The sequence below is a fragment of the Gemmiger sp. An120 genome, assembly GCF_002160955.1.
Taxonomy (GTDB): domain Bacteria; phylum Bacillota; class Clostridia; order Oscillospirales; family Ruminococcaceae; genus Gemmiger_A; species Gemmiger_A avium.
The window spans coordinates 231,961-252,306 of sequence record NZ_NFLN01000003.1 but is presented as its reverse complement, the minus strand read 5'-3'; the positions used below and the strand labels follow the sequence as shown (position 1 = coordinate 252,306).

Annotated in this window: 17 protein-coding genes, 1 tRNA gene and 1 pseudogene; 5 read left to right on the top strand and 14 right to left on the bottom strand. The window is 55.6% G+C overall.

Annotated features, from left to right (window positions below; genetic code table 11):
* Window positions 1–48 precede the first annotated feature (48 nt).
* Both B5E65_RS04480 and B5E65_RS16160 read right to left on the bottom strand, forming a co-directional pair.
* Complete coding sequence (locus B5E65_RS04480; RefSeq protein ID WP_087170569.1) at window positions 49–1,764, bottom strand: site-specific integrase; 1,716 nt, start codon at window positions 1,762–1,764, stop codon at window positions 49–51.
* A complete protein-coding gene (locus tag B5E65_RS16160; protein WP_162614081.1) occupies window positions 1,748–2,329 on the bottom strand; it encodes a hypothetical protein in 582 nt (193 codons plus the stop codon). Before B5E65_RS16160 ends, B5E65_RS04480 begins: the two co-directional genes overlap by 17 nt.
* Before the next feature lie 298 nt (window positions 2,330–2,627).
* On the opposite strand from B5E65_RS16160, the gene B5E65_RS04465 reads away from it, so the two are divergent.
* Both B5E65_RS04465 and B5E65_RS04460 read left to right on the top strand, forming a co-directional pair.
* On the top strand, window positions 2,628–2,963 hold the full coding sequence (locus B5E65_RS04465; protein ID WP_087170566.1) for a hypothetical protein: 336 nt from the start codon (window positions 2,628–2,630) through the stop codon (window positions 2,961–2,963).
* A 2-nt stretch (window positions 2,964–2,965) separates the two neighbouring features.
* Window positions 2,966–3,805 carry a DUF1266 domain-containing protein gene (locus B5E65_RS04460; protein WP_087170565.1) on the top strand — a complete coding sequence of 280 codons (840 nt, stop codon included), beginning with the start codon at window positions 2,966–2,968 and terminating at the stop codon, window positions 3,803–3,805.
* 76 nt (window positions 3,806–3,881) lie between these two features.
* Here B5E65_RS04460 and B5E65_RS04455 read toward each other — a convergent pair whose 3' ends face one another.
* From B5E65_RS04455 to B5E65_RS04410, 10 genes are all read right to left on the bottom strand, one after another.
* Window positions 3,882–4,490: a V-type ATP synthase subunit D gene (locus B5E65_RS04455; RefSeq protein WP_087170564.1), complete on the bottom strand. Its 609-nt coding sequence runs from the start codon at window positions 4,488–4,490 to the stop codon at window positions 3,882–3,884.
* A 25-nt stretch (window positions 4,491–4,515) separates the two neighbouring features.
* Complete coding sequence (locus B5E65_RS04450) at window positions 4,516–5,925, bottom strand: V-type ATP synthase subunit B (protein ID WP_087170563.1); 1,410 nt, start codon at window positions 5,923–5,925, stop codon at window positions 4,516–4,518.
* A gap of 27 nt (window positions 5,926–5,952) precedes the next feature.
* Complete coding sequence (locus B5E65_RS04445; protein WP_087170562.1) at window positions 5,953–7,710, bottom strand: V-type ATP synthase subunit A; 1,758 nt, start codon at window positions 7,708–7,710, stop codon at window positions 5,953–5,955.
* Between the two features lie 24 nt (window positions 7,711–7,734).
* Window positions 7,735–8,319 carry a V-type ATP synthase subunit E gene (locus tag B5E65_RS04440; RefSeq protein ID WP_158098513.1) on the bottom strand — a complete coding sequence of 195 codons (585 nt, stop codon included), beginning with the start codon at window positions 8,317–8,319 and terminating at the stop codon, window positions 7,735–7,737.
* A gap of 10 nt (window positions 8,320–8,329) precedes the next feature.
* Window positions 8,330–8,638, bottom strand: coding sequence for a V-type ATP synthase subunit F (locus B5E65_RS04435; protein WP_087170560.1), 309 nt, complete (start codon window positions 8,636–8,638; stop codon window positions 8,330–8,332).
* Between the two features lie 13 nt (window positions 8,639–8,651).
* On the bottom strand, window positions 8,652–9,107 hold the full coding sequence (locus B5E65_RS04430; RefSeq protein ID WP_242957476.1) for an ATP synthase subunit C: 456 nt from the start codon (window positions 9,105–9,107) through the stop codon (window positions 8,652–8,654).
* Between the two features lie 95 nt (window positions 9,108–9,202).
* Window positions 9,203–11,182, bottom strand: coding sequence for a V-type ATP synthase subunit I (locus tag B5E65_RS04425; protein ID WP_087170559.1), 1,980 nt, complete (start codon window positions 11,180–11,182; stop codon window positions 9,203–9,205).
* A 55-nt stretch (window positions 11,183–11,237) separates the two neighbouring features.
* A complete protein-coding gene (locus tag B5E65_RS04420; RefSeq protein ID WP_087170558.1) occupies window positions 11,238–12,203 on the bottom strand; it encodes a V-type ATP synthase subunit I domain-containing protein in 966 nt (321 codons plus the stop codon).
* A 12-nt stretch (window positions 12,204–12,215) separates the two neighbouring features.
* On the bottom strand, window positions 12,216–13,274 hold the full coding sequence (locus B5E65_RS04415; protein ID WP_087170557.1) for a V0D/AC39 family V-type ATPase subunit: 1,059 nt from the start codon (window positions 13,272–13,274) through the stop codon (window positions 12,216–12,218).
* Between the two features lies 1 nt (window position 13,275).
* Complete coding sequence (locus B5E65_RS04410; protein WP_087170556.1) at window positions 13,276–13,602, bottom strand: hypothetical protein; 327 nt, start codon at window positions 13,600–13,602, stop codon at window positions 13,276–13,278.
* A 261-nt stretch (window positions 13,603–13,863) separates the two neighbouring features.
* Here B5E65_RS04410 and B5E65_RS04405 point away from each other — a divergent pair.
* Both B5E65_RS04405 and B5E65_RS04400 read left to right on the top strand, forming a co-directional pair.
* Window positions 13,864–13,939 (top strand) — tRNA-Ala (locus B5E65_RS04405).
* Between the two features lie 209 nt (window positions 13,940–14,148).
* Window positions 14,149–15,843 carry a DUF262 domain-containing protein gene (locus B5E65_RS04400; protein ID WP_087170555.1) on the top strand — a complete coding sequence of 565 codons (1,695 nt, stop codon included), beginning with the start codon at window positions 14,149–14,151 and terminating at the stop codon, window positions 15,841–15,843.
* Between the two features lie 126 nt (window positions 15,844–15,969).
* Here the strand turns inward: B5E65_RS04400 and B5E65_RS04395 are convergent, their stop codons facing one another.
* Complete coding sequence (locus B5E65_RS04395; RefSeq protein ID WP_087170554.1) at window positions 15,970–16,995, bottom strand: hypothetical protein; 1,026 nt, start codon at window positions 16,993–16,995, stop codon at window positions 15,970–15,972.
* A gap of 646 nt (window positions 16,996–17,641) precedes the next feature.
* On the opposite strand from B5E65_RS04395, the pseudogene B5E65_RS16510 reads away from it, so the two are divergent.
* Window positions 17,642–18,559 (top strand): annotated as a pseudogene (locus tag B5E65_RS16510) (recombinase family protein); the annotation flags it as partial.
* A gap of 651 nt (window positions 18,560–19,210) precedes the next feature.
* Here the strand turns inward: B5E65_RS16510 and B5E65_RS04385 are convergent.
* Window positions 19,211–20,236 (bottom strand): NAD(P)H-dependent amine dehydrogenase family protein, encoded by a 1,026-nt coding sequence (locus B5E65_RS04385; protein ID WP_087170553.1) that lies wholly within the window; start codon window positions 20,234–20,236, stop codon window positions 19,211–19,213.
* Window positions 20,237–20,346: the final 110 nt, after the last annotated feature.

Genomic DNA, 20,346 nt, shown 5'->3' with positions numbered 1-20,346 from the left:
GAAAACCACCTCCTTTTTCATTATACCAATAAATAGGTTGAATACAACCTATTTATTGAGCTTCTCGCCTTTTGTTGCCTTTTTCAACGCATCCAAAAATTTGCCTTTTGACTGGATGGTATACATCTCTTCGGTCGCCAGCAGAGCATATCGATTCGGGTCCGGCCGAAACTCATCTTGATACCTGACATCCCATATGATTCCATCTCCCGAAAATGTCAAGTGATTAAAAGGCTCAGAATCCTCAACAACGATTTCCCAGGATGTTTCAGGCGGTATCGTAAATTCCACAGAGCAAGCAGGTACTTCTGTTTCACGGTATTTCTCCCCCAGATTGTATTTCAAAGAGTGTGGGGTGTGAAACAGGGTCGGACTGACATGTTTCAACAGGCAAAGACGATATATTTCGGCCGGCGTTGGCCCGCAAGGCCCTGAGCGCTGCCGTATGTTTTTGTTCAGGTGCCCCATGAGAGAATAAATCTCATTGGTCTCAACCCCACTCACCGTATATAGCCAGGTACAAAAATAGCGACGTAAAGCATGAGAAGTCAACATGCTATTCAGATATTTGTCCTGACTGGCTTTATCAAAGGTGTAAGGACGATTTTTGCGCATTTCTTCCAAAAATTCAGGCTGGCGCAACAACTGGGGAATCTGTTCCTTCAGTTGCCGCATATGGGAGGAAATGGTGACGGCATCGGTGTAATACTCAGATTCTTCCGGCTGACCAATGCGCAGCAGCAAAGACATATCGCCATACCGCAGTTCAAGATTTTCCCGCTCGGCTATCAGCTGTTCTCCGAGTTCCTGTGAAATTGGAATGAGCCGATAGGAAGGGTCTGTCTTAGGGTATTCCGTGCGGGTATTTTGCCGACTAAGCTGGCCGCTGACCCGTATAAAATACATGCGGCCCTGTGAACCATCTGTATACCCGATAGAGCAAAACAGCAGGCCTCCGTATTCGTTGATCCGCAAACCTGTATCTGCTAAAATCCCAATTTGCCCATCCAGCACATCCTTTTTACATAACTTTTGCAAAAGGTCATTGGGCAAATTACGGGCATGATCGGTACGTGCAAGAAGCAGTTTTTTTCGTGAGGTTTTTCCCTGGTAACGCGAAGGAGTCAAAGCAATATCATAGTCTTCTGTATTGCGCAGGAGCTCCAGCAGCCGATAAAAAAGATACAGCCGTGTCTTAGCCGAAGCGGGGGGCGTCAAGCCAGGAACCCATTCATTGTCTTTTCTGGTGTCCAGCAATGCCGCGCGACAAATGTTTTCCTGTATCAAACTTTCCGTATCAGGCGTGAGAGTACGATAATCAATACCCTGTAGAGCTTCTGTCATATAATCATACTGTTGCCGATACTTATAACAGGTACTCTGCGCCCACTTGTATTTGGCACTGTACTTTTCGAAAAAGGTGTCTTTTACCGCTTTTGCGATCACCGCCAAGTCTGTTTCTTGCGACAGCTTGCCACAATCAGATAGAGTATACAACCCCCGTTGCTGCATCAGTCCAAGTAATTGGTTGACAACATCCGGGATGTGGTTCTGTTCAATATCTTCCGGGTCCAAGCCAGATACAAAACAATTTACCGGCTCATCGCTGTCTTTTCCACACAGCTGCCTTTTGGTGATTTTCCTCTCGTTTTCGTCGAGCGGCGTCACCAACGCGCGGCAAGGAGATTTTGTACCCGCTAAATTTTTCGGATAGCAAAAGCTCACCCAAAATTTCACACCGCTGTATTCAATGATTTTTGTCATCGGGTTTTTTCCTCCATCTGGCTGATATTGCGTAATGCGATGAAATACTAAAGTTCTGAGATTCCCGGGTGCTATTCTGAACCATCAGCACGCGGCGTTTCAGCAAAGCGGGTTCATAGGGAGAAAAGCGCTTCAAATGCAGATAACGCGCCACAGCATATTCATCGCTGAGAAGGTCAAGATAAGATTCTTCGTCCATTTCGGTCCAGGCCATCCCGAACATAGCATGCAGCATCGGCAGATTTGCTCCACAGAGGCCGGCGATGTATTGCGCATCCAAGTAAAGCAGTGAGTAGCTTGGCTCCTTAATCGTCATTTCCGTTTTTCCCTCCCGGGTGTGAGGGATCGGTATACTCGGAATTCCCGCTTTTCGAAGAAGCCTCTTGATGGCAGCCTCCATTTGAAAAGGAGCGAGGGCTTCTTTGTGCCATATCGAATAGGAAAGCCGCATTTTCTCAATTTGAGCAAACGAATATCCCTCTTTTTGCAGCCGCTCAACATATTGGCGAAGAATATCCGCTGCCCATGGATACAGCACCACCTTGCGCAAACGCTTTACAGGCATACATCGCCATCAACGCCTACGACTGGCTGGAAGGCGAAAGTTTGTATGTATATGTTTCTCAGGATGAGGAGCTGGCAGCCTTCACGGATTTCTTCATGAACCGCTTTGCCAAGAAATGAGGCAGTGATGCCATGGGATGAGATTTTCTGGATGTTGGGCCTGCTCGTGGCGGTGACGATATTCGGCCAGCTTTGGTTCCGATTTGTGGAATTTCTGCTAGAACGAACAAAGCGTTTTTTGTTCCGACACAGGCAGCCGCCAGTCTGGCACACCTTGCCTGACGAAAAGGAGGATGGCAATGGACATCAATGAGATCATGAACCGCGCGAAGGCAGCACAGGCGCAAGCCCTTGAAAGTCTGCATAAAGCGGAGGAAAAAAGCGAAGCTCTGGCCGCATCCCTTTCTCCTGAACCGGATGCCTCGCCGCAGAACAACGCCGCATTGGAAGCGGAACAACCGGCAGCCAATGCCCGGCGGCAGGTGGAAATTCTGGGGCAGGTGTTTGACGCCCAGACTATGGCTCAGATGGCGGCGGACCAGGAACAGTTGCATCTGATGATAAATCAGCGGGTGGCCGAAGCCGCCTCCGTCAGCACCGAAGCTGTGATGAACCAGCTGTTCGGCGAAGATTAAACATGGGTGTGCTGGCAGCTGCTCTGGAGACCCTTGCCATGGAAAATGAAGAGGAAGGGCCCGGATTGGATGAAGAAGATGAGACTGACGACACACTTTACGTTCTGCTGGACGAGACCATGGCCCGTTTGGAAGCTCTGCCCGAGCCCGCACCAACGGAATATGGCCGGGATCCGGAGCTTTGGGGCCGGTTCGGCATCCTTCTTTCGGGCATCGTGTCCACCCTGAACGATCACAGCCTGGACGGTCTGGACGTGGAGGAACACATTCCCGTGCTGGAACAGCAGGCCCTCTCGGTGGTACGCCGCTCCTGGGGCATTGACGGGCGGGGCGAACTGCTGGAGACCATCCGCTATCTGAGCCAGGCAGGATACACCGAGCGGTACCGTTTCTACTGCGAAGCAGATTCGCCGGAGGAACTGATGACCGGTGACGAAGACGAGGACGATCGGGATGGAGTGATCCGTGCCTGGGCTTTTGCCCAGCACTACAAAGTCCGGTACACTCCTGCTTTTATGGCCGGATGGGACACAGGCCGCGCCGCCATGCTGGCCCGCTGGGGCAGCTATCTGGGCTGGATCACCCCAGAGGAGGCCCAAGGCATTTTGTGGGACCTGGCCCAGCGTGCTGCCCAGGACCTGGGAGGCTGGCGGGAATTCGCCCAGTCCTACCTTTTCGGCGGTTTGATGTGGAAGATGCTCTGCAACAGCCCCGCCGCAGGATATCTGGGCTATCTTGCCGACGCTACCACTTCCCTGCTGATGGGCAAAGCCGACGGTTCCGGCGGCCAGTGGCGCGATTTCCCCTGGCCTGCTCGGCGCAAACTGGGCTTCACTCTGTGACAGGAAAACAAAGAAAAAATCCCCTTTGCTTCAATTCCGCAAAGGGGATTTTGCTTTTCAGTTTTGCAGTGGCGGTTCAACCGTCCCGCTGCTTTTTGATGACCTTCAGGCGGGAGAAATCCTCCCGTTCCTTTTCTTCCAGCACCTCGGTGATGTACTTGATGGTGGCGGTGAACTGGGGGATCATGATGTTGTTCAGGGCGTTGGCGCGCTTCTGGGTCTTCTGAATGGCCACAGCCAGGCGATAGACACTGCTCTCCACCTCAGCCAGTTCCACTGTGAGGCGCTTAACCTCGCAGAATTTCAGATACACGTCATCCAACTGGCTGTTGGTGGAATCCAGCCCATAGTAAAGGCCGGGGGCGCTTTCCTCCATTTTAACAATGGGAAGCTCCACGCCCATGACGCTGCGGTAGTCCAGCTTGAGGCCGGTCTCCACCGGCACTGTCTTTGCGAACTCACCCACCACGCCCAAAGTGATGTTTGCACGCTGCAAAGCCTTATAAGCCGTAGAGTAGGCGGTGGCGATCTCGTCCTGGATGACCGCCGCCCGGTCGATCAGCTGCATCATTTCCCGCACGAGGATGTTCCGCTTGCGGTCCATCAGGTCATAGCCCTGGCTGGCAAGCGCAAGGCTGCGCTTTTGCGCCATCAGGTTCGATTTTGTGGGAAAAACCTGTGCCATACGGCAGCCTCCTCTCTGTTAAGGCTCACTTTTTGAGGATCGTGCCGAGGTCACGATGGGCATTGTTTACCTGCGGCTTGTAGTAGTGGTCCAGCATGACCTGGTCCACACGGTCCAGCTCCTCGCGGGGCAGCATAGACAACAGCTCCCAGCCCAGGTCCAGCGTCTCCTCGATGGAACGGTTGGTGTTGCCCTGACCCACGAACTTCTGTTCAAAGGCACGGCCAAACTCCATGACCCGCTTGTCACTGGCAGAAAGTTCCTCTTCGCCGATAACGCTGGCCAGAGCCTTGGCGTCCTGCACGCGGGCATAGGTGGCGAAAAGCTGGTTTGCCAGCGGGTTGTGATCCTCGCGGGTGTAGCCGGCACCGATGCCGTCCTTCATCAGACGGGACAGGCTGGGCAGCACGCTCACCGGCGGATAAACACCGGTGGCATCCATGCCGCGGTCCAGAACGATCTGGCCCTCGGTGATGTAGCCGGTCAGGTCGGGGATGGGATGGGTAATGTCGTCGCCGGGCATGGTCAGAATGGGGATCTGCGTCACAGAACCCTTGCGGCCCTCGATGATGCCGGCGCGCTCATACAGCGACGCCAGGTCGGAGTAGAGGTAGCCGGGGTAGCCCTTACGGCCGGGGATCTCGCCCTTGGAGGAGGAGAATTCACGCAGAGCTTCGCAGTAGCTGGTCATATCGGTGAGGATGACCAGGATGTTCTTGCCCAGGTCAAAGGCCAGGTACTCAGCGATGGTCAGGGCCGCACGGGGGGTGATGATACGCTCGACGATGGGGTCGTTGGCCAGGTTCAGCAGCATGACCACACGGTCCATAACGTTGGCGGCCTCAAAGCTCTTTTTGAAGTAGTCAGCAACGTCGTTCTTCACACCCATGGCGGCGAACACGATGGCGAAGTCCTCGCCATCGGAAACGTCCGCCTGCTTCACGATCTGCACCGCCAGCTCGTTGTGCTTCATACCGGAGCCGGAGAAGATGGGCAGCTTCTGGCCGCGGATCAGGGTGGCCAGCGCATCGATGGAAGAAATACCGGTGCGGATGTAGTTCCGGGGATAGACGCGGCTCACCGGGTTGATGGGCGAGCCGTTCACATCGCGGCGGAACTCAGGATAAATCTCACCCAGGCCGTCGATGGGGCGGCCCAGGCCGTCCAGGGTGCGGCCCAGGATTTCCGGGCTCAGGTCCACCATCATAGGATGGCCGGAAAGGGTGGTGCGGGTGTTGTCCAGCGAAAAGCCGGTGGTGCCTTCAAACACCTGGATGACGCACTTGTCACCCTCGATCATCACGATACGGCCCACACGCTGGGTGCCGTCGGTGAGCTTCATCACCACCATCTCGTCATAGGAGGCGTTCTGCACGCCGTCCAGGACCACCAGCGAGCCGTTGATCTGGCTTAAGCCAACATGTTCAAGGATCATATGTCTCTCTTTCGCTCCTTTCCCTTGTTAAGCGCGCAGCAGCTCGCCGATCTTCTGATCGATCTCGGCGGTGTACTCGTCGAACATTTCCAGCTTGTCGTTGGGGATATCGTACTTCATCTTGACCAGCTTGTCGAACAGGCCCAGACGCAGCAGTTTGCTGATGGGGATCTGTCGGGCCACCAGCGCCTGGCTCTTCTCGTAGAGATGCAGGATGACCTTCATCATCTTCAGCTGCTTCTCCAGGCTCACATAAGTATCCTGGTCGTGGAAGAAGTTCTGCTGCAGGAAGCCCACGCGGATGACGCGGGCGATCTCGATGACCAGCTTCTGGTCGTCGGGCAGCACGTCGGAGCCGATCAGCTTGACGATCTCCATCAGGCTGGTCTCCTGCAGCAGCAGGCTTGCGATCTGCTCACGGCAGGACAGGAAATCCGGGCCCACATTGTCGTAGTACCAGGGGGCCAGATCGGTGATGTACTCGGTGTAGCTGGTGTTCCAGTTGATGGCCGGGTAGTGACGGGCATAGGCCAGGGCCTTGTCCAGCGCCCAGAAGCAACGGGTAAAACGCTTGGTGTTCTGGGTGACCGGCTCGGAGAAGTCAGCGCCCGGAGGGCTGACAGCGCCGATGACGGTGACGGAGCCCTCTTCCCCATTCAGGGCGCGCACATAGCCGGCGCGCTCGTAGAACTCGGCCAGACGGCTGGGCAGATAGGCAGGATAGCCCTCGTCGGCGGGCATCTCTTCCAGACGGCCGCTGATCTCGCGCAGGGCTTCGGCCCAGCGGCTGGTGGAGTCGGCCATCATGGCGGTGTGGTAGCCCATGTCGCGGTAGTACTCCGCCAGGGTGATGCCGGTATAGATGGACGCCTCACGGGCGGCCACAGGCATGTTGGAAGTGTTGGCGATGAGCACCGTGCGGTCGGTCAGAGGCCGGCCGGTCTTGGGGTCGATCAGTTCGCCAAACTCGGTCAGCGCCTGGGTCATCTCGTTGCCGCGTTCGCCGCAGCCAACATAGATGATGATATCGGCGTCACACCATTTGGCCAGCTGGTGCTGGGTCATGGTCTTGCCGGTACCGAAACCGCCGGGAATGGCAGCAGCGCCGCCCTTGGCGATGGGGAACATGGTATCCACCACGCGCATGCCGGTGATCAGCGGACGCTGGGCAGGCATACGGGTCTGCACGGGACGGGGACGGCGGATGGGCCATTTCTGGCACAGGGTCAGTTCCCGCTCGTTGCCATTCTTATCGGTGATGCGCACAACGGTGTCGTTCACGGTGTAGCTGCCGTTTTCGGCCACCCAGGTCACCGTGCCCTCCACGCCGGGAGCCGCCATGCACTTGTGCAGGATGACGGGGGTCTCAGGGCAGGTGGCGTAGATCTGGCCGGGGACGATCTTATCCCCCACCTTCACGGTCACGGTCACATCCCACTTGGCATCAGGGTCAAGGCTGGGGATGTTGCAGCCGCGGGCAATGAAGGGGCCGCTCTCTTTTTCCAGCGCAGGCAGAGGCCGCTGGATACCGTCGTAGATGTTGCGCAAGATGCCGGGACCCAGAGTAACGCACAGGGGGCCGCCGGTGGTGGTCACAGGCTCACCGGGCGCAAGGCCGCTGGTCTCCTCGTAGACCTGAATGGTGGTGAGCTCCTCGTCCATACGGATGACTTCGCCCACCAGATGGTCGTTGCCGACATGGACCATTTCCATCATGGAAAGGCCAGTCTTGCCTTTGATGGTGACCACCGGGCCGTTGATGCTGTAGATGAGATTTTGAGCCAATTCGGTTCACCTCGGTTTTCGAAATTAAAGGGCGATGGACATGCCGGAATTCTGCAGGAACCAGTCTTTCTGGGCTTCCAGCTTCATATCCAACGTGTCGTCCGCCTCCACCGCGCCGCATTTGGCGCGCAGGCCGCCCAGACGGATGGTGGTGTCGGCGGTCACTTCGCAGCCGGCGGGAACAGCCGACTTGGCAGCCTCCACGTCCTGCGGACGTGCATAGAACACGGCCTTGTCCGCGTGAAGCAGTGCCAGCAGCGCATCAGCGCTCTTTTTCAGATAGTCGGCATATTCCGGTTTTGCGGTAAAGGCGGCAAGCCGCTCTTCGCAGGCGTCAAACACCTCCTGAGCGATCTCGCTGCGGCGGGCAGCCAGCTCAGCGCCGGTCTCCACCACACTGTGAGACAGCTTGCGGTTGGTCTCTTCCTGCAGGCGGACTTTCTCATAGTCCCCCATCTGCCGCGCTTTGGCCTCGGCGGCGGTCTTCACTTTTTCCAGCTCCGCGGCGATCTCCTCGTCGATGGCCTGGATGATGGCGGTACGGCGCTTTTCGCCATCCCGCTGGATGGCCTGCATGAATTTTGCCGCGCGCTCGTTTTCTTCAATCATTTGCTGCACCTCAAATCTTAACGCCGATGGCTTCGCGCACATAGCGGGTGATGCGGTCACGGCCAAGGGCCGAACCGTGCCGGTCCGGGATGGCCAGCACCAGCGGGCCCTCCTGGTCCTTCTTCGCGTCGTTGACGATCTCGGTGAAATCGTCGGCGATCTTTTCCGTCACCAGGATCATGCCGATATCCGGCTGGGCAAGGGCAAGCTCAAAAGCGTTGGTCACTTCCTCGGCGGTGTGGGCCACCACGCCTTCGATGCCCGCCAGCCGCATGCCGGTCTGGGTGTCGGTGTTGTCGCTGATCAGAAAGAAACGCATTGCTGCGCCCCCTTTATACCAGTTTGTTCAGGATCAGGATGGAGATAACAACGCCGTACAGAGCGATGGATTCGCCCAGAGCCACGAAGATCAGGCTCTTACCGAAGCTCTTGGGGTCCTCGGAAGCAGCGGCGATAGCGGCAGGAGCGCCAGCAGCCACAGCCATACCGCCGCCAATGCCGGCAAGACCGGTAACCAGAGCGGCGGCGATCAGGCCCAGACCCATGCTCTCGTTGCTGGCAGCGCGCTCAGCAGCGGTCATAACAGCGGTGGTGGCCTCGCTCTCAGCGCTTGCGGCGAAGGCAAAGCAGGCGGACAGCAGCAGGACCACCACAAAGGCGGTGATGTTCAGGCTGAGGGTGCGCTTGACAGGCATGCCCTTGGCAGACTGACGGGCCAGGTAGGCGGCAAAGCCCATGAGCAGGCTCAGGGGCAGAACGATCAGGCAGATGGTCAGAAAAGTATTCATGGTTAGGTCCTCCAAATCAATTTAATGTCTTGTGTATTGAAAACAGGGTAACACATTGGAAAACTCCGGCGCCCTGTTCTGGCTGAAGAAAAGCGTCAGGCAGCCTTGTCGGTAAGGCTCACGCCCTTGAAGGGATGGCCACCGCCCTCGTAGCAGCGGCTGAACATCTCATAGAACTCCAGACGCAGGCCCTGAATGCCGGAAAGCAGGCCCTCCAGCGCGATGATAAGGGCGTTGCCCAGGATCACGACCACAGGATTCACCGGATCGCCCGCCAGGCTGAAAATGGCCATCATCATGGCCGCGTGCACAAACACGAAGGCGCCCACGCGCAGGAAGGAAACAGTGTTGCTGAAATAGCTCAGCACATACTCCAGCAGTTCAAAGATGTTCTGCATACAGTAATCCGCCCAGCTTTCGGGCTTCCAGTTGGGATGATGATCCACAAGGCCGATCAGGATCTCCTTGAAGAACAGCAGTACCAAACCGCCGCCGATCAGGGCAAAGGCAACGCCCGAGGGAAGGAAGTGGGGGCCGCTCATGAAATCACTGACGAAGGAAACACCACCGCAGTAGACCAGGATGCCCACCAGGCCGTTGTTGGAGAAGATGGCTTCGCCCCACTGGCCCTTGTGCAAGGCAGCAATGATGTGCAGCACCATGGCCGCCAGCACCAGCGCCACACCGATGAAGATGGCGCAGACCAGAATGGGGTTGATGGCGGCGGTGTCCAGCACTGTGGTGGGAGCACCGGGCCAATTGCTGATGGGTTTGCCGGACATGCCCAGAGCCTCATAGACAGGCTCCAGCGCCTCTTCAAAGCCAAACACGGAGCCGAACATGAAGCCGAACACCATGCTGGAAATGCCGCAGGGCACGATGAGCCGGGCAAGGGCCATCTTCTTCCATTTCCACAGGATGAAACCACCCACAGCCAGCACAGCACCCTGGCCCAGGTCACCGAACATGATGCCGAACAGCACCGTGAAGGTGATGGCCACAAAGGCAGTGATGTCCATCTCGCCGTAGCTGGGCAGGCCGTACATATCCACGAAGAACTCGAAGGGCTTGACAAACCAGGGGTTCTTCAGCTTGGTGGGCGGGGTGGCATTCTCCACTTCTTCCGGGTCGGAAATGGTCACACGCATATGGCGGATCTGCTTGACCTTTTCGGCAAAAGCATCGGCCTTGGCGGCGGGCACCCAGCCCACCAGGAAGAAGTAATTGTCGCGGTAGGCAGCATAGTGACGCAGGTCAAATGCCTCTTCGTGCAACTTCAGCTGCTGATAGATCTCGCTGCAGCCTTCTTTCTGCTCGGCCCAGCAGCGGGTGATCTCTTCTTCCTTCTGCTCGATCTTTTTCTGGCAGTCGTTGATCTCTTCGCCCAGCTGCTTTACGATGGACTCCGGCGTACCGGAAGCCTCGGGCAGATGCAGCCGCTCAAAGAACAGGGTGGCGAAGATGCCGTCGATCTCGTCGGCGTTGCGCAGCGGAGTAAAATAGATGCCCCAGTAACCGCCCTTGTCCTCGCTGCATGTGACGAAGAGGACGTGGGGATTCTCGGCATAAGCCACCATCATACGGGCATAGCTGGCTTTGGGCAGAAAACCAAAACGCACTTTGATGTATTCGCCCTTGATAATTTCGTCAAAGGGCATGTCCAGGCCGGTGAAATGGCTGAACTGCGCTTTTTTCTCTTCCAGTTCGCTCTTTTGTTTTTCCAGATCCGCTTTCTCGCTCTGCAGCTGGGCCAAGCGGTCTGCCAGTTCCTGGATCTTATCCTTATCCTCCGGCTGGATGCCTCGGATGGTCTGTGCTTTCAGCGGGGGGGTGCTCTCCCCTACCAGCTGGTACAGCTCCTCCATTTTCTGCACATGGGAAGTGTAAGGGTTATCCTCACTGAGAGTGATATAGCCCAGGGAGCCGGACATGTGCTGAACCGCCGGTTCGGGATGGAAGTTGCCATCCAGGCAGCAGTTATAGATCACGCTGTCCAGATTTTTAAGCAGGCCGTCCACCCGCACCAGTTTCATTTTTTCAATGGCCAATGTATCCTCATCTTCCTTTCGGGTCATACCGACCTTCGATCACGTTGACCGCCGCCGCGCCGGCGGCTTTGGGCGGTCAGTTTCACTGCTCGGGGTTTTCCTGTTTCCAGCGGCGCATCGGCAGCACCATGTCCTGAGCGATGTTCAGCCCGCCCACACTGGCACAGCTTTCGGTGAATGCCGGAATATCCGGCTGCGCCACCCACACGCAGTAGAAGAAATGCGCGCCCCGCACCGCAGCGCAGCGGCGAAGCTCAAACAGCCGGGCAAGGCTGCACACCGAAGCGTAGATGCCGGCGACCTTCCATTTTTCCTCGTTCCAAAGCCGGGCCATCTGCCCGTTCACCTCGGCGATCTCGCTGTTCAGAATATCGATGTTCTTTTGCAGATTTTTCACGATCTGCTCCGGGGTGCCCGCCGCGCCGGGAAGGCGAATGCGCTCAAAGAACGCCTCTGAGAAGATCCCGTCCACCCGGGCAGCATCTTTCTTCGGAGCGAAGTAAACGCCCCAGAGAGCTTTGTCATCTTCGCTGCAAGGAACGAACAAGATGCAGGGGTCGGAAGTGAAATCCTTCTGCAGCATCGCATACCCGCGCTTGGGCAGGCGGCCGAACCGGATCTTCACATATTCGCACTGCTGCGTCAGTTCCACCGGAACATCCAGCGTGGAGAAATGGGCGAAGGACTCGGCGCCTTTTGTGCAGATCTCCAGCTGCTTTTCCAGCAGATCCCGGTCCTTGCGGTGGGTCTCCAGCCGCGCCTGCAGGTCCGCCAGGTAATCCCGCGTGCCCTGGGCTCGTCCGTCGGCCAAAGTGGGTTCCACCACCGGGATCTCAAACCCTTTGTCCAAAGCTTCGATCTGCTCCACCAGCGGGCCCCAGGGATTTTCCTCGTTCAGCGCGGCGTAGCCCGCCGAAGCACTCATGTGATCCAGCGCCCGGGCGGGATGCACCCGCTTGCCGTCCACACAGCAGTTTTCGATGAATGCGTCCAGCTTTTCCAGGGGGCCGTCCACCCAGACAAGCTGCATTTTGGGGTCAAAAAACATTGCGGCACCCCCTTAATCGCCCACGCCTACCAGCAGGGTGGCGATATCGTCCGGGGCAAGGCCGTAACGCACGCCCTCGATGATATGTACGATGTTGGTAAGCTCGTTTTCGGCCAAAAAGATATAACAGAACAACACCACGCTGGGGTTGGTGGAAAAGCGCAGCTTTTTCAGATGCCAGCGATAGTCGATCTTGCGCACGCCTTCTTCGATGTAGTCGAAACTCGCACCGTAAAACTCCGAAGCATAGGGCGTGTTCACCAGCCGGTGAATGACATCCTGTGCGTCCTGGGCATCCATAAGGTTGTCCAACTGACGGGGAGTCATGTTGGAAACGCTCAGGCTGACCCGCTTTTTGATAAAGGCCCGGTCAGCGCGGAGCACGCTCTTGAGGCGGTAGATATCTGCGATGGCCCGCAGGTCGCTCTGCCGGCGCAGCAAATACAGCATTTCCTCTTTGCTCTTGCCCGAAAGCTTGGTGGAAGCGATCTGCTCCACCTGGCCGTTCACAAAACTGTCCAGAGCCGCTTCCAGTTCCAGCAGGCCGCTGTTCTCCAGCGCAAAGTCCGGATCATCGGCAAAGGGCTGAAGGACCTTGGCATAGGGGGTTCCCTCCAACGCCAGCACCAGCATTTTGAAGCTGGTAGCCATGGACATGGCATTCAGATTCAGGCAGGAATGCTTTTTGATGAAATCCGGCATGGTGTAGATGGACACATCGCCGTCCGGCGCGTGAAGCTCCTGAAGGCGCGTGGTGATGGCCTGCACCTCGCTGCGGATGATAAAGTAACGGTAAAAGTCGTGGCCGATGTTCATTTCGTACCGGCACAGAGAGGCATACTGCTCAAAAAGATTGAGCCGCAGAAGCGTCTCCAGCTGAGCACGGTGGGTGGTGGCCGGATTGGCTGCCTGCAGCGCCTCGGAGTAAGAGGTGCGGGTCTTGAGGTAGCTGATCAGATCCGGCAGGTCACGGCAGTTCAGAAGCTCCTGATAGTTCCGCGCCGTGAGCCGGCGGCCATACATCGCCCGCGCCTTTGCCAAAATGGCGTTGGACGCCTGGGTGTTGCCCATGTTACTGCCCCCCGCCCAACACCCGGGTCAGGATGGTGTCGACCCAGGCGTCTTTGTTTTTCTGCAGCTGCTGGTCCAGCTGGTCCAGGATCTGCTGCTTGCGCTTTGCCTGGGCGGCAAGCTCACCTTCGGCACGGGCCTTCTCGGCCTGGGCGAACTCGTCCACATCATGGCGCATGTCTTCCATGGCCTGCTCTTCCATCTGCTTTGCCTTAGCGGCCTTATCGGCCTGCGCTTTTTGGCGATACTCCTCGGTGGCCTGGGTGCGTGCTCGCTCCTCCTCGTCGATCTTTAAAATGGCGCGCAGCAATTCATTTGTGCCATTCATAGTAAAACATCTCCTTCCAAAAAACACAGGAACAACGCCTGCCGTTGCGATTTATGGTTCAGCGCCTCATCTTACTTATTTATAGTATATAAGCAGCGAAGGCCAAATCAGCTTCATTATAAACCTAATTGAAATGTGAAACAAGAGCTTTGAATTTTTTCGTCAAGTTACACATTTCCTTTTTTCTTCGGTTGAGTACTTGACAATGCTTTTGTTCTTTGCTATAATAACGAAACGGCCTTGAGACAGGGCCTTGAATATGGGGGTATAGCTCAGCTGGGAGAGCGCTTGAATGGCATTCAAGAGGTCAGCGGTTCGATCCCGCTTATCTCCACCACGACAGACAAATCCGAACCTTGTGCCGATTGGCGATGGGTTCGGATTTGTTGTTTATACGGAATAAACAAAAAAGACGCTTTTGATAAAAAGGCGTCTTTTTGCTGTAGATTAAGCTGTCCATAGACAAAACTATGGAACGACTGTACAATAAAAGAAAATGGCCAGATATCTTGAAAATAACAGGTATACAGAGCGGAGAGGTAAGCCATGAGTGTTTTGATTGACGACAGTATCACAATCTATGAGGCGCTTGAGAATATCAAAAACGGAAAATATGTTATGCCTGCATTTCAAAGGCAGTATGTTTGGAGCATGGAGCAGATAGAAAAACTCTGGGATTCTATCCTGCTTGATTATCCGATTGCGACCTTTTTGTTTTGGCATGTGGATGACGACAATGTGAGTTGGGATACATATTTCTGCAATTTTTTGTCGGAAGTCACTTTCGACAGCAGAAAACAGGCCGATAGCGTGAACTACGAATTGAGCAGTATCAATGTAAATTTGACCGACACAGCTGTTCTGGATGGCCAGCAGCGGCTGACATCGCTGTTTTTATCGCTTTACGGTCAGGCGTATATCCGGCAGAAACACGCAAGAAAGAAGATAGCCGGAGGCACCGTAGTCAAACTTCTCATCGAGCTGAATAAAAACAGACTGGCTGTGGATGAAGAAGAGTACAACAGCAAGAAATTTGATATCCGGTTTGCCGAAAGAATTGGAAAATTGAGCCCGACTCAATTTGAAGTCAAAAACATTTTAGGCCCGCAATTCCGAGAGGACAGCACAAGGGAACAGGCCATCGAAAAAGCAATCGTCAATGTGCCGCCGGAAAGCAAAGAGTATGCACGCGGCATACTGAACCAGTTATACCGTAAAATTTTTGTAGAAAAACTGATTCGCTATACAAAGATTAAAGATATGAAACAAGACGATGCGTTGGAGATGTTTGTCCGCTTTAACAGCGGCGGTAAAGCATTGAAAAAGCACGAGATCACCATGTCGATTTTGGAAGCCTACTGGCCAAGTGCAAAGACTGAATTCGGAAAGGTTCTGGAAGGTCCTTATGCCGGGTTTGGAACGGATTTTATTGTACGGGCCGCCCTCATGCTGTACGGTGACGTTGTGAAATCCAACATCAACAAACAGATAGCGGAAGATTTAAAGAATCACTGGCAGGAATTTAAAAAGGCGCTCCGAAACCTGGAAACTGTGTTAAAGAGCATGAAAATCGAGGTCAGCCGCTTTGCCAACAGCTGGAACGTGTTGTTGCCTATCATTTATTTCATATACTACAACCCGGAATATGAAAAGAATCTGGAAGGCATCCGGGCCTATTTAGTCCGGGCGGTTTTGTTCACCTATTTCCAATCCGGCACCACCAGCAAATTGCAGCAGATGAAGAGTAGTATCAACAGCTACAACTACGAAATAACTGTTGATATGATGGAGAATCAAATAAGCGACCTCCGTGTGACCGATGGGAAAATAGACGATATCCTCAATGCCGAAAAAGGAAGCCGTGTGGCAGGAGAGGTATTGTATTTCCTGGGATTAGATTGGATCAATAAAAATTACAAATACGAACAGGATCATTTACATCCCGATGAAAGATTCAACAGAACAAATCCGGTTTCTGTCCCGATGGAAGAGTGGAACAAATGGAGAAGCAATCGCAACCGTCTGCCCAATCTGCATCTTCTTGAAGGCAGGCAAAATGCCAGCAAAAATGACATGCGGCTTGTGGATTACTACAACGATATGAATGATGAGCAAAAGGCTGTGTTCCGCAAAGAGGCGCTTATTCCTGACGGCGTTTCGCTTGAACTGGAACATTTTGGAGAATTTTATGAAAAGCGTAAGGCCCTACTAATGGATAAGATTCGGCAGTTACTTGGCTAATTGTTTGTACTCGTGTCAGGCACAATACGAACGGCTTCTTAAAAGGAGTGCCCACTGGCAATCCAGATAAACAAACTTAGCGCGTTGAAAAGGAGGTGGCAATCCACATGGATTGCCACCTCCTCTTCATTCTCCGCAAATTCCCTCAATCACCGCCTCCTGCCCGATCATCCAGCTAATGAACTGGGTGGCGGGCAGCTTTTTCTCCTTGACCTGCTGTTTACGAATCAGCGCCTCTTTGCGAAACTCCTTTAATGCGGCCTGCGCCCGCCCGATCTGTTCGGGTGGTGCGCCGGCCTTTTTTAGTTTGGTGATGCGGTTGTACCAGAACATGTACTCCCGGTCGTAGGCCTGCTCGTAGTCCTTGCCCTTGGCCCGGCCGTCGAACTGGCGCTTGGCGGCTTTTCGGCTGGCTTTACGGCAGCGGTCGCTGCACAGGGTGCTGCGGGCGTCCGGGCCGAAGAAGATGCGTCCGCACTGACTGCACCGGCGCATGAGCAGCCCGGCGTCCAGAATGCGCTGGCGGTAATAGATGAGGGCAGGCCGCAGGGAGTCCTTCACCACGGCGCACTCAAAGGGCGTTTGCCCCTGGGGATACCACACCTCCAGCTTTCCGTCCCGCCGGTCGTTCCAGACGGGGATCACCGGCTTGTCCCGGAGCCAGTGGACCATCTCCGGGGTGTACTGGCCGAAGGGCAGTGTTAGCAGCTGGGCATAGTTCCGCAGAGCCTGGGCCGCCTGCTGGCTGTCCCGGCCCCGGCGGCAGCGCAGATACATCTCCCAGATCTGAATGGCCGCATACCAGGCGGCAGCATTGGTGCCGTTGCCCTCTGCCTGCTGGGAAAGAAGCTGGGCGGCGGCCTGCTCCCGTTCTTCCCGCTGGGAACGTTTCTTCGCCGTCAGGGCGTCGGAAAGGGCCCAAATGGCCTCCGTCCAGCCCTCGGCGGCTGTCTGCCCGAACTCACACCAAAAGGCCCCCAGCGGGCGGGTTTGGGCCAGAAACAGCGGACGCTCTTTACCCCGCAGGGCAGCCTCCACATCCTGTTCTTCTCCCAGCCAAAGCTGTTCTTTCCGGCCCGGTACATCCACCCGAAGGGCCAGAACAACAGGCCCCAGAAGCGGTTCTTTGGTTACAAAGGCGTATCCTTCCATGTATCCTCCTGCGTATCTTCTCCTGTATGCTGCAATTTTATGGGAATTATGATTTAGCAAAAATATGATTACTTACAGTATACCCAAAAAGCCTTGAAATTGCAATTCCCGGATGCTATGCTGGGAACATGAATTTTCTGGTCAAACAGTCTTGTGGAGGGGGACTATAGGGGGTGGCAAGCTATCGCTTACCACCCACCTGTACCGACTGGGAAAGAAGAATATGCTTACAGGAAAGGAGGGGTGCCTGCCACCGAGGTCATCAAGACAAACCAGTCAGAGCGATTGCCCAAAACGGCGGTGGAAAGTCTGGCCCGCGCATTGCTGCCGCAGATGCGAGCCTACTTTGCCAGCGACGAAGGACAAGCCGCTCTGAAACAGTGGCGTGCAGAACGGGAGCAGCAGGGTTGAGAACTCCCGCCGTGCTGGGAAGGGTCTTCCTTCCCAGCCGGTACTCTTTTGCATAGATTCGGCAGAAAAGGTTGTGCAGATTGGTGATAGCTTTCAGTGGTTTCCTGTGGTACTGTGTTGAGCTGAAAAGCCGCCCTATCTGCCGCGACTGATTTTGCAAGCATAGCGTTTGGATATCCACCAAACGCAAACCTTGGGGCGGCGCCCCAAACCCCGCAAGTGACCAGAAGGAGGAATGCCAATGAAAGCAGTCATTTATGCCCGATACAGCAGCGACAACCAGCGAGAGGAAAGCATCGAGGGACAGCTGCGGGAATGCAAGGAATACGCCGAGCGGAACGGCATCCTGGTATTGCAAAGCTACATCGACCGGGCCCTGTCCGCCAAGACGGACAACCGCCCGGAGTTCCAACGGATGATACGGGACAGCGCCAAAGGGCTGTTCGACACGGTACTGGTGTGGAAGCTGGACCGCTTCGCCCGCAACCGATACGACAGCGCCCACTACAAATCCCAGCTGAAGAAAAACGGGGTGCGGGTCATCTCTGCGACGGAGCAGATTTCCGACGGCCCGGAGGGCATTATTCTGGAGTCTATGCTGGAGGGCATGGCGGAATACTACTCGGCGGAACTGGCCCAGAAGATCAATCGAGGGCTGCGTGAAAATGCACTCAAGGGTAAGAACAATGGTGGCAGCATTCCTCTTGGATATCGCTTAGGGGAAGACCACCGCTTGCGAATCGACCCGCTGACTGCACCGGTGGTGCGGGAGATTTTCCAGCGATACGCAGACGGCGAAACAGTGCGGGAAATCATCGAGACCCTCAACGAGCGCCATCTGCTGACCAGAAAGGGCCATGAATTTCGCATGAACAGCTTTAATCGTCTGCTGAAAAACAGAAAGTACATTGGCGAATACCGGTACAAGGACGTAGTGATTCCTGATGCAATCCCCGCCATCGTCCCTAAAGAGTTGTTTGAAAGGGTGCAGGAACGAATGAAAAAGAACCAAAGGGCTCCCGCCAGGGCAAAGGCCGAAGAAGAATACCTGTTGACGACCAAGCTGTTCTGTGGGCACTGCGGCCGGATGATGATCGGAGAAAGCGGGAAAGGCCGCAACGGCACCATCCACCGCTATTACAAATGCGGAGCAGCCAAGCGGCGGCAGGGCTGCCACAAAAAGGCCGTGAAAAAAGACTGGATCGAGCATATCGCTGTGATGTACACTATCCAGCGAGTGTTCCAGGATGACCTCATTTCCCAGATCGCAGACGAACTGGTGGCCCTGCAAAATACCGAGGACAACTCCCTGCCCTTGCTCCGCCGTCAGCTGGCCGACACCGAACGGGGCATCGAGAATATGCTCAATGCCATCCAGCAGGGTATCTTCACCAGCAGTACCCGCCAGCGACTGGAGGAATTGGAGCAGCTGCGTGACAATGTGAAAGCCAGCATCCTGCAGGCAGAACTGGAACACCCACAGTACAGCCGGGAGGATATTATAGAGTGGATCTCCCGGTTCCGCTATGGCGACCCGAACGACAAAGCCTACCAGCGGAAGATCATCGACATCTTCCTCAACTCCATCTACGTGTTCGATGACAAGCTGGTCTTCACCTACAACTACAAGAACGGCAGCCAGACTGTGAGTCTGTCCGATATTTTCGCAGCCTTCGGTTCGGATTCCCGGTCCCGTACTCCACCAAAACAAAGCCCTGTGCAATCTGCACGGGGCTTTGTTCTTTGCTTTGCAAACAGAGGCGCCCCCGCCCGGTATTTTCCGGACGGGGGCGCTTTTGTCAGATTATACGTGGTATTCCATCGGGTAGGTCAGATAGCAGTGCGGCTCCAGCTGGTCGCAGGTCACGTATCCGGCGGGAGCGTTCAGCAGGGAAGGAATGCGGTTCACGATGGTGGCGCAGGTGTGCTCCACGGTGGCGGGTTTGACCACATGGAACTCGGTGTCCGGTTCGCCGGAGAGTTTCCAGTCGCACATATCGCCGTCGTCCGGGCCGTAAACCTTGCCGATGGTCTCTTCCTCGATGGTGATACCCTGCATCGTTTCAATGGTTACCACAGCGGACATGCCGATGCAGTTGCCGGCCGGAATGGTTTCGCCCAGGGTGGCGCTGTACATATCGTGGTCGGCTACGCAGGGAACGTGCTTCTGGGTGATGGACTTGATGGTCAGACCCAGTTTGTTGCAGATGGCTTCGCTGGCGTTCCAGGCGTAGGAGGGCTCAAAAGCGGCGGGATGGGCGATCTGCGCCTCAAACTCCTCTTTGGTCAGGCCGCAGCCGTGGGCCTTGGCCAGTGCCAGGCCGTAGTCCTCCACGTTGTAGCTGTAGGCGCCCTGGATGCGGGTGAGCTTGTGGCAGCCGCTGGCCACCATAGCCACCATGTTGATCCAGAAAATGTCCTGCATGCCGGAGCCGGTGATGGTGCAGCCGGTCTCTTTGGCCAGCGCGTCCAGACGGTTGATCTGTGCGGCGGCGGTGGTCCAGGGATAGATGGCCTCCTCGCAGGTGGTAATTACGTTGATACCGCGGGACACGCATTTCTCCACATGGTCATAGATGTCCCCGATAAAGCTGAACAGGGTCACAATGGCCACGTCCGCGTCACATTCGTCCAGCACCCGGTCGGCGTCGTTGGAGATCAGGATGCCGGTCTTGACACCCAGCCCGGCAAAATCGCCCACATCCATTCCCACAACCTCGGGATTTACGTCGATGGCGCCCACAATCTGCGCACCATGTTCATACAGATACCGCAGGGTATATTTGGCCATCTTGCCGCACCCGTACTGAACGACCTTGATCTTTTCCATGGAAAACTGCCTCCTTTTCCGGCTGTCTGATTTGGCTGGCCCGCGGTTTTGCGCGGGCTGGGCGCTGAGCGCCCCCTCGTTGCTTTCAGTCTAAACCCTGCAGCCGCAGG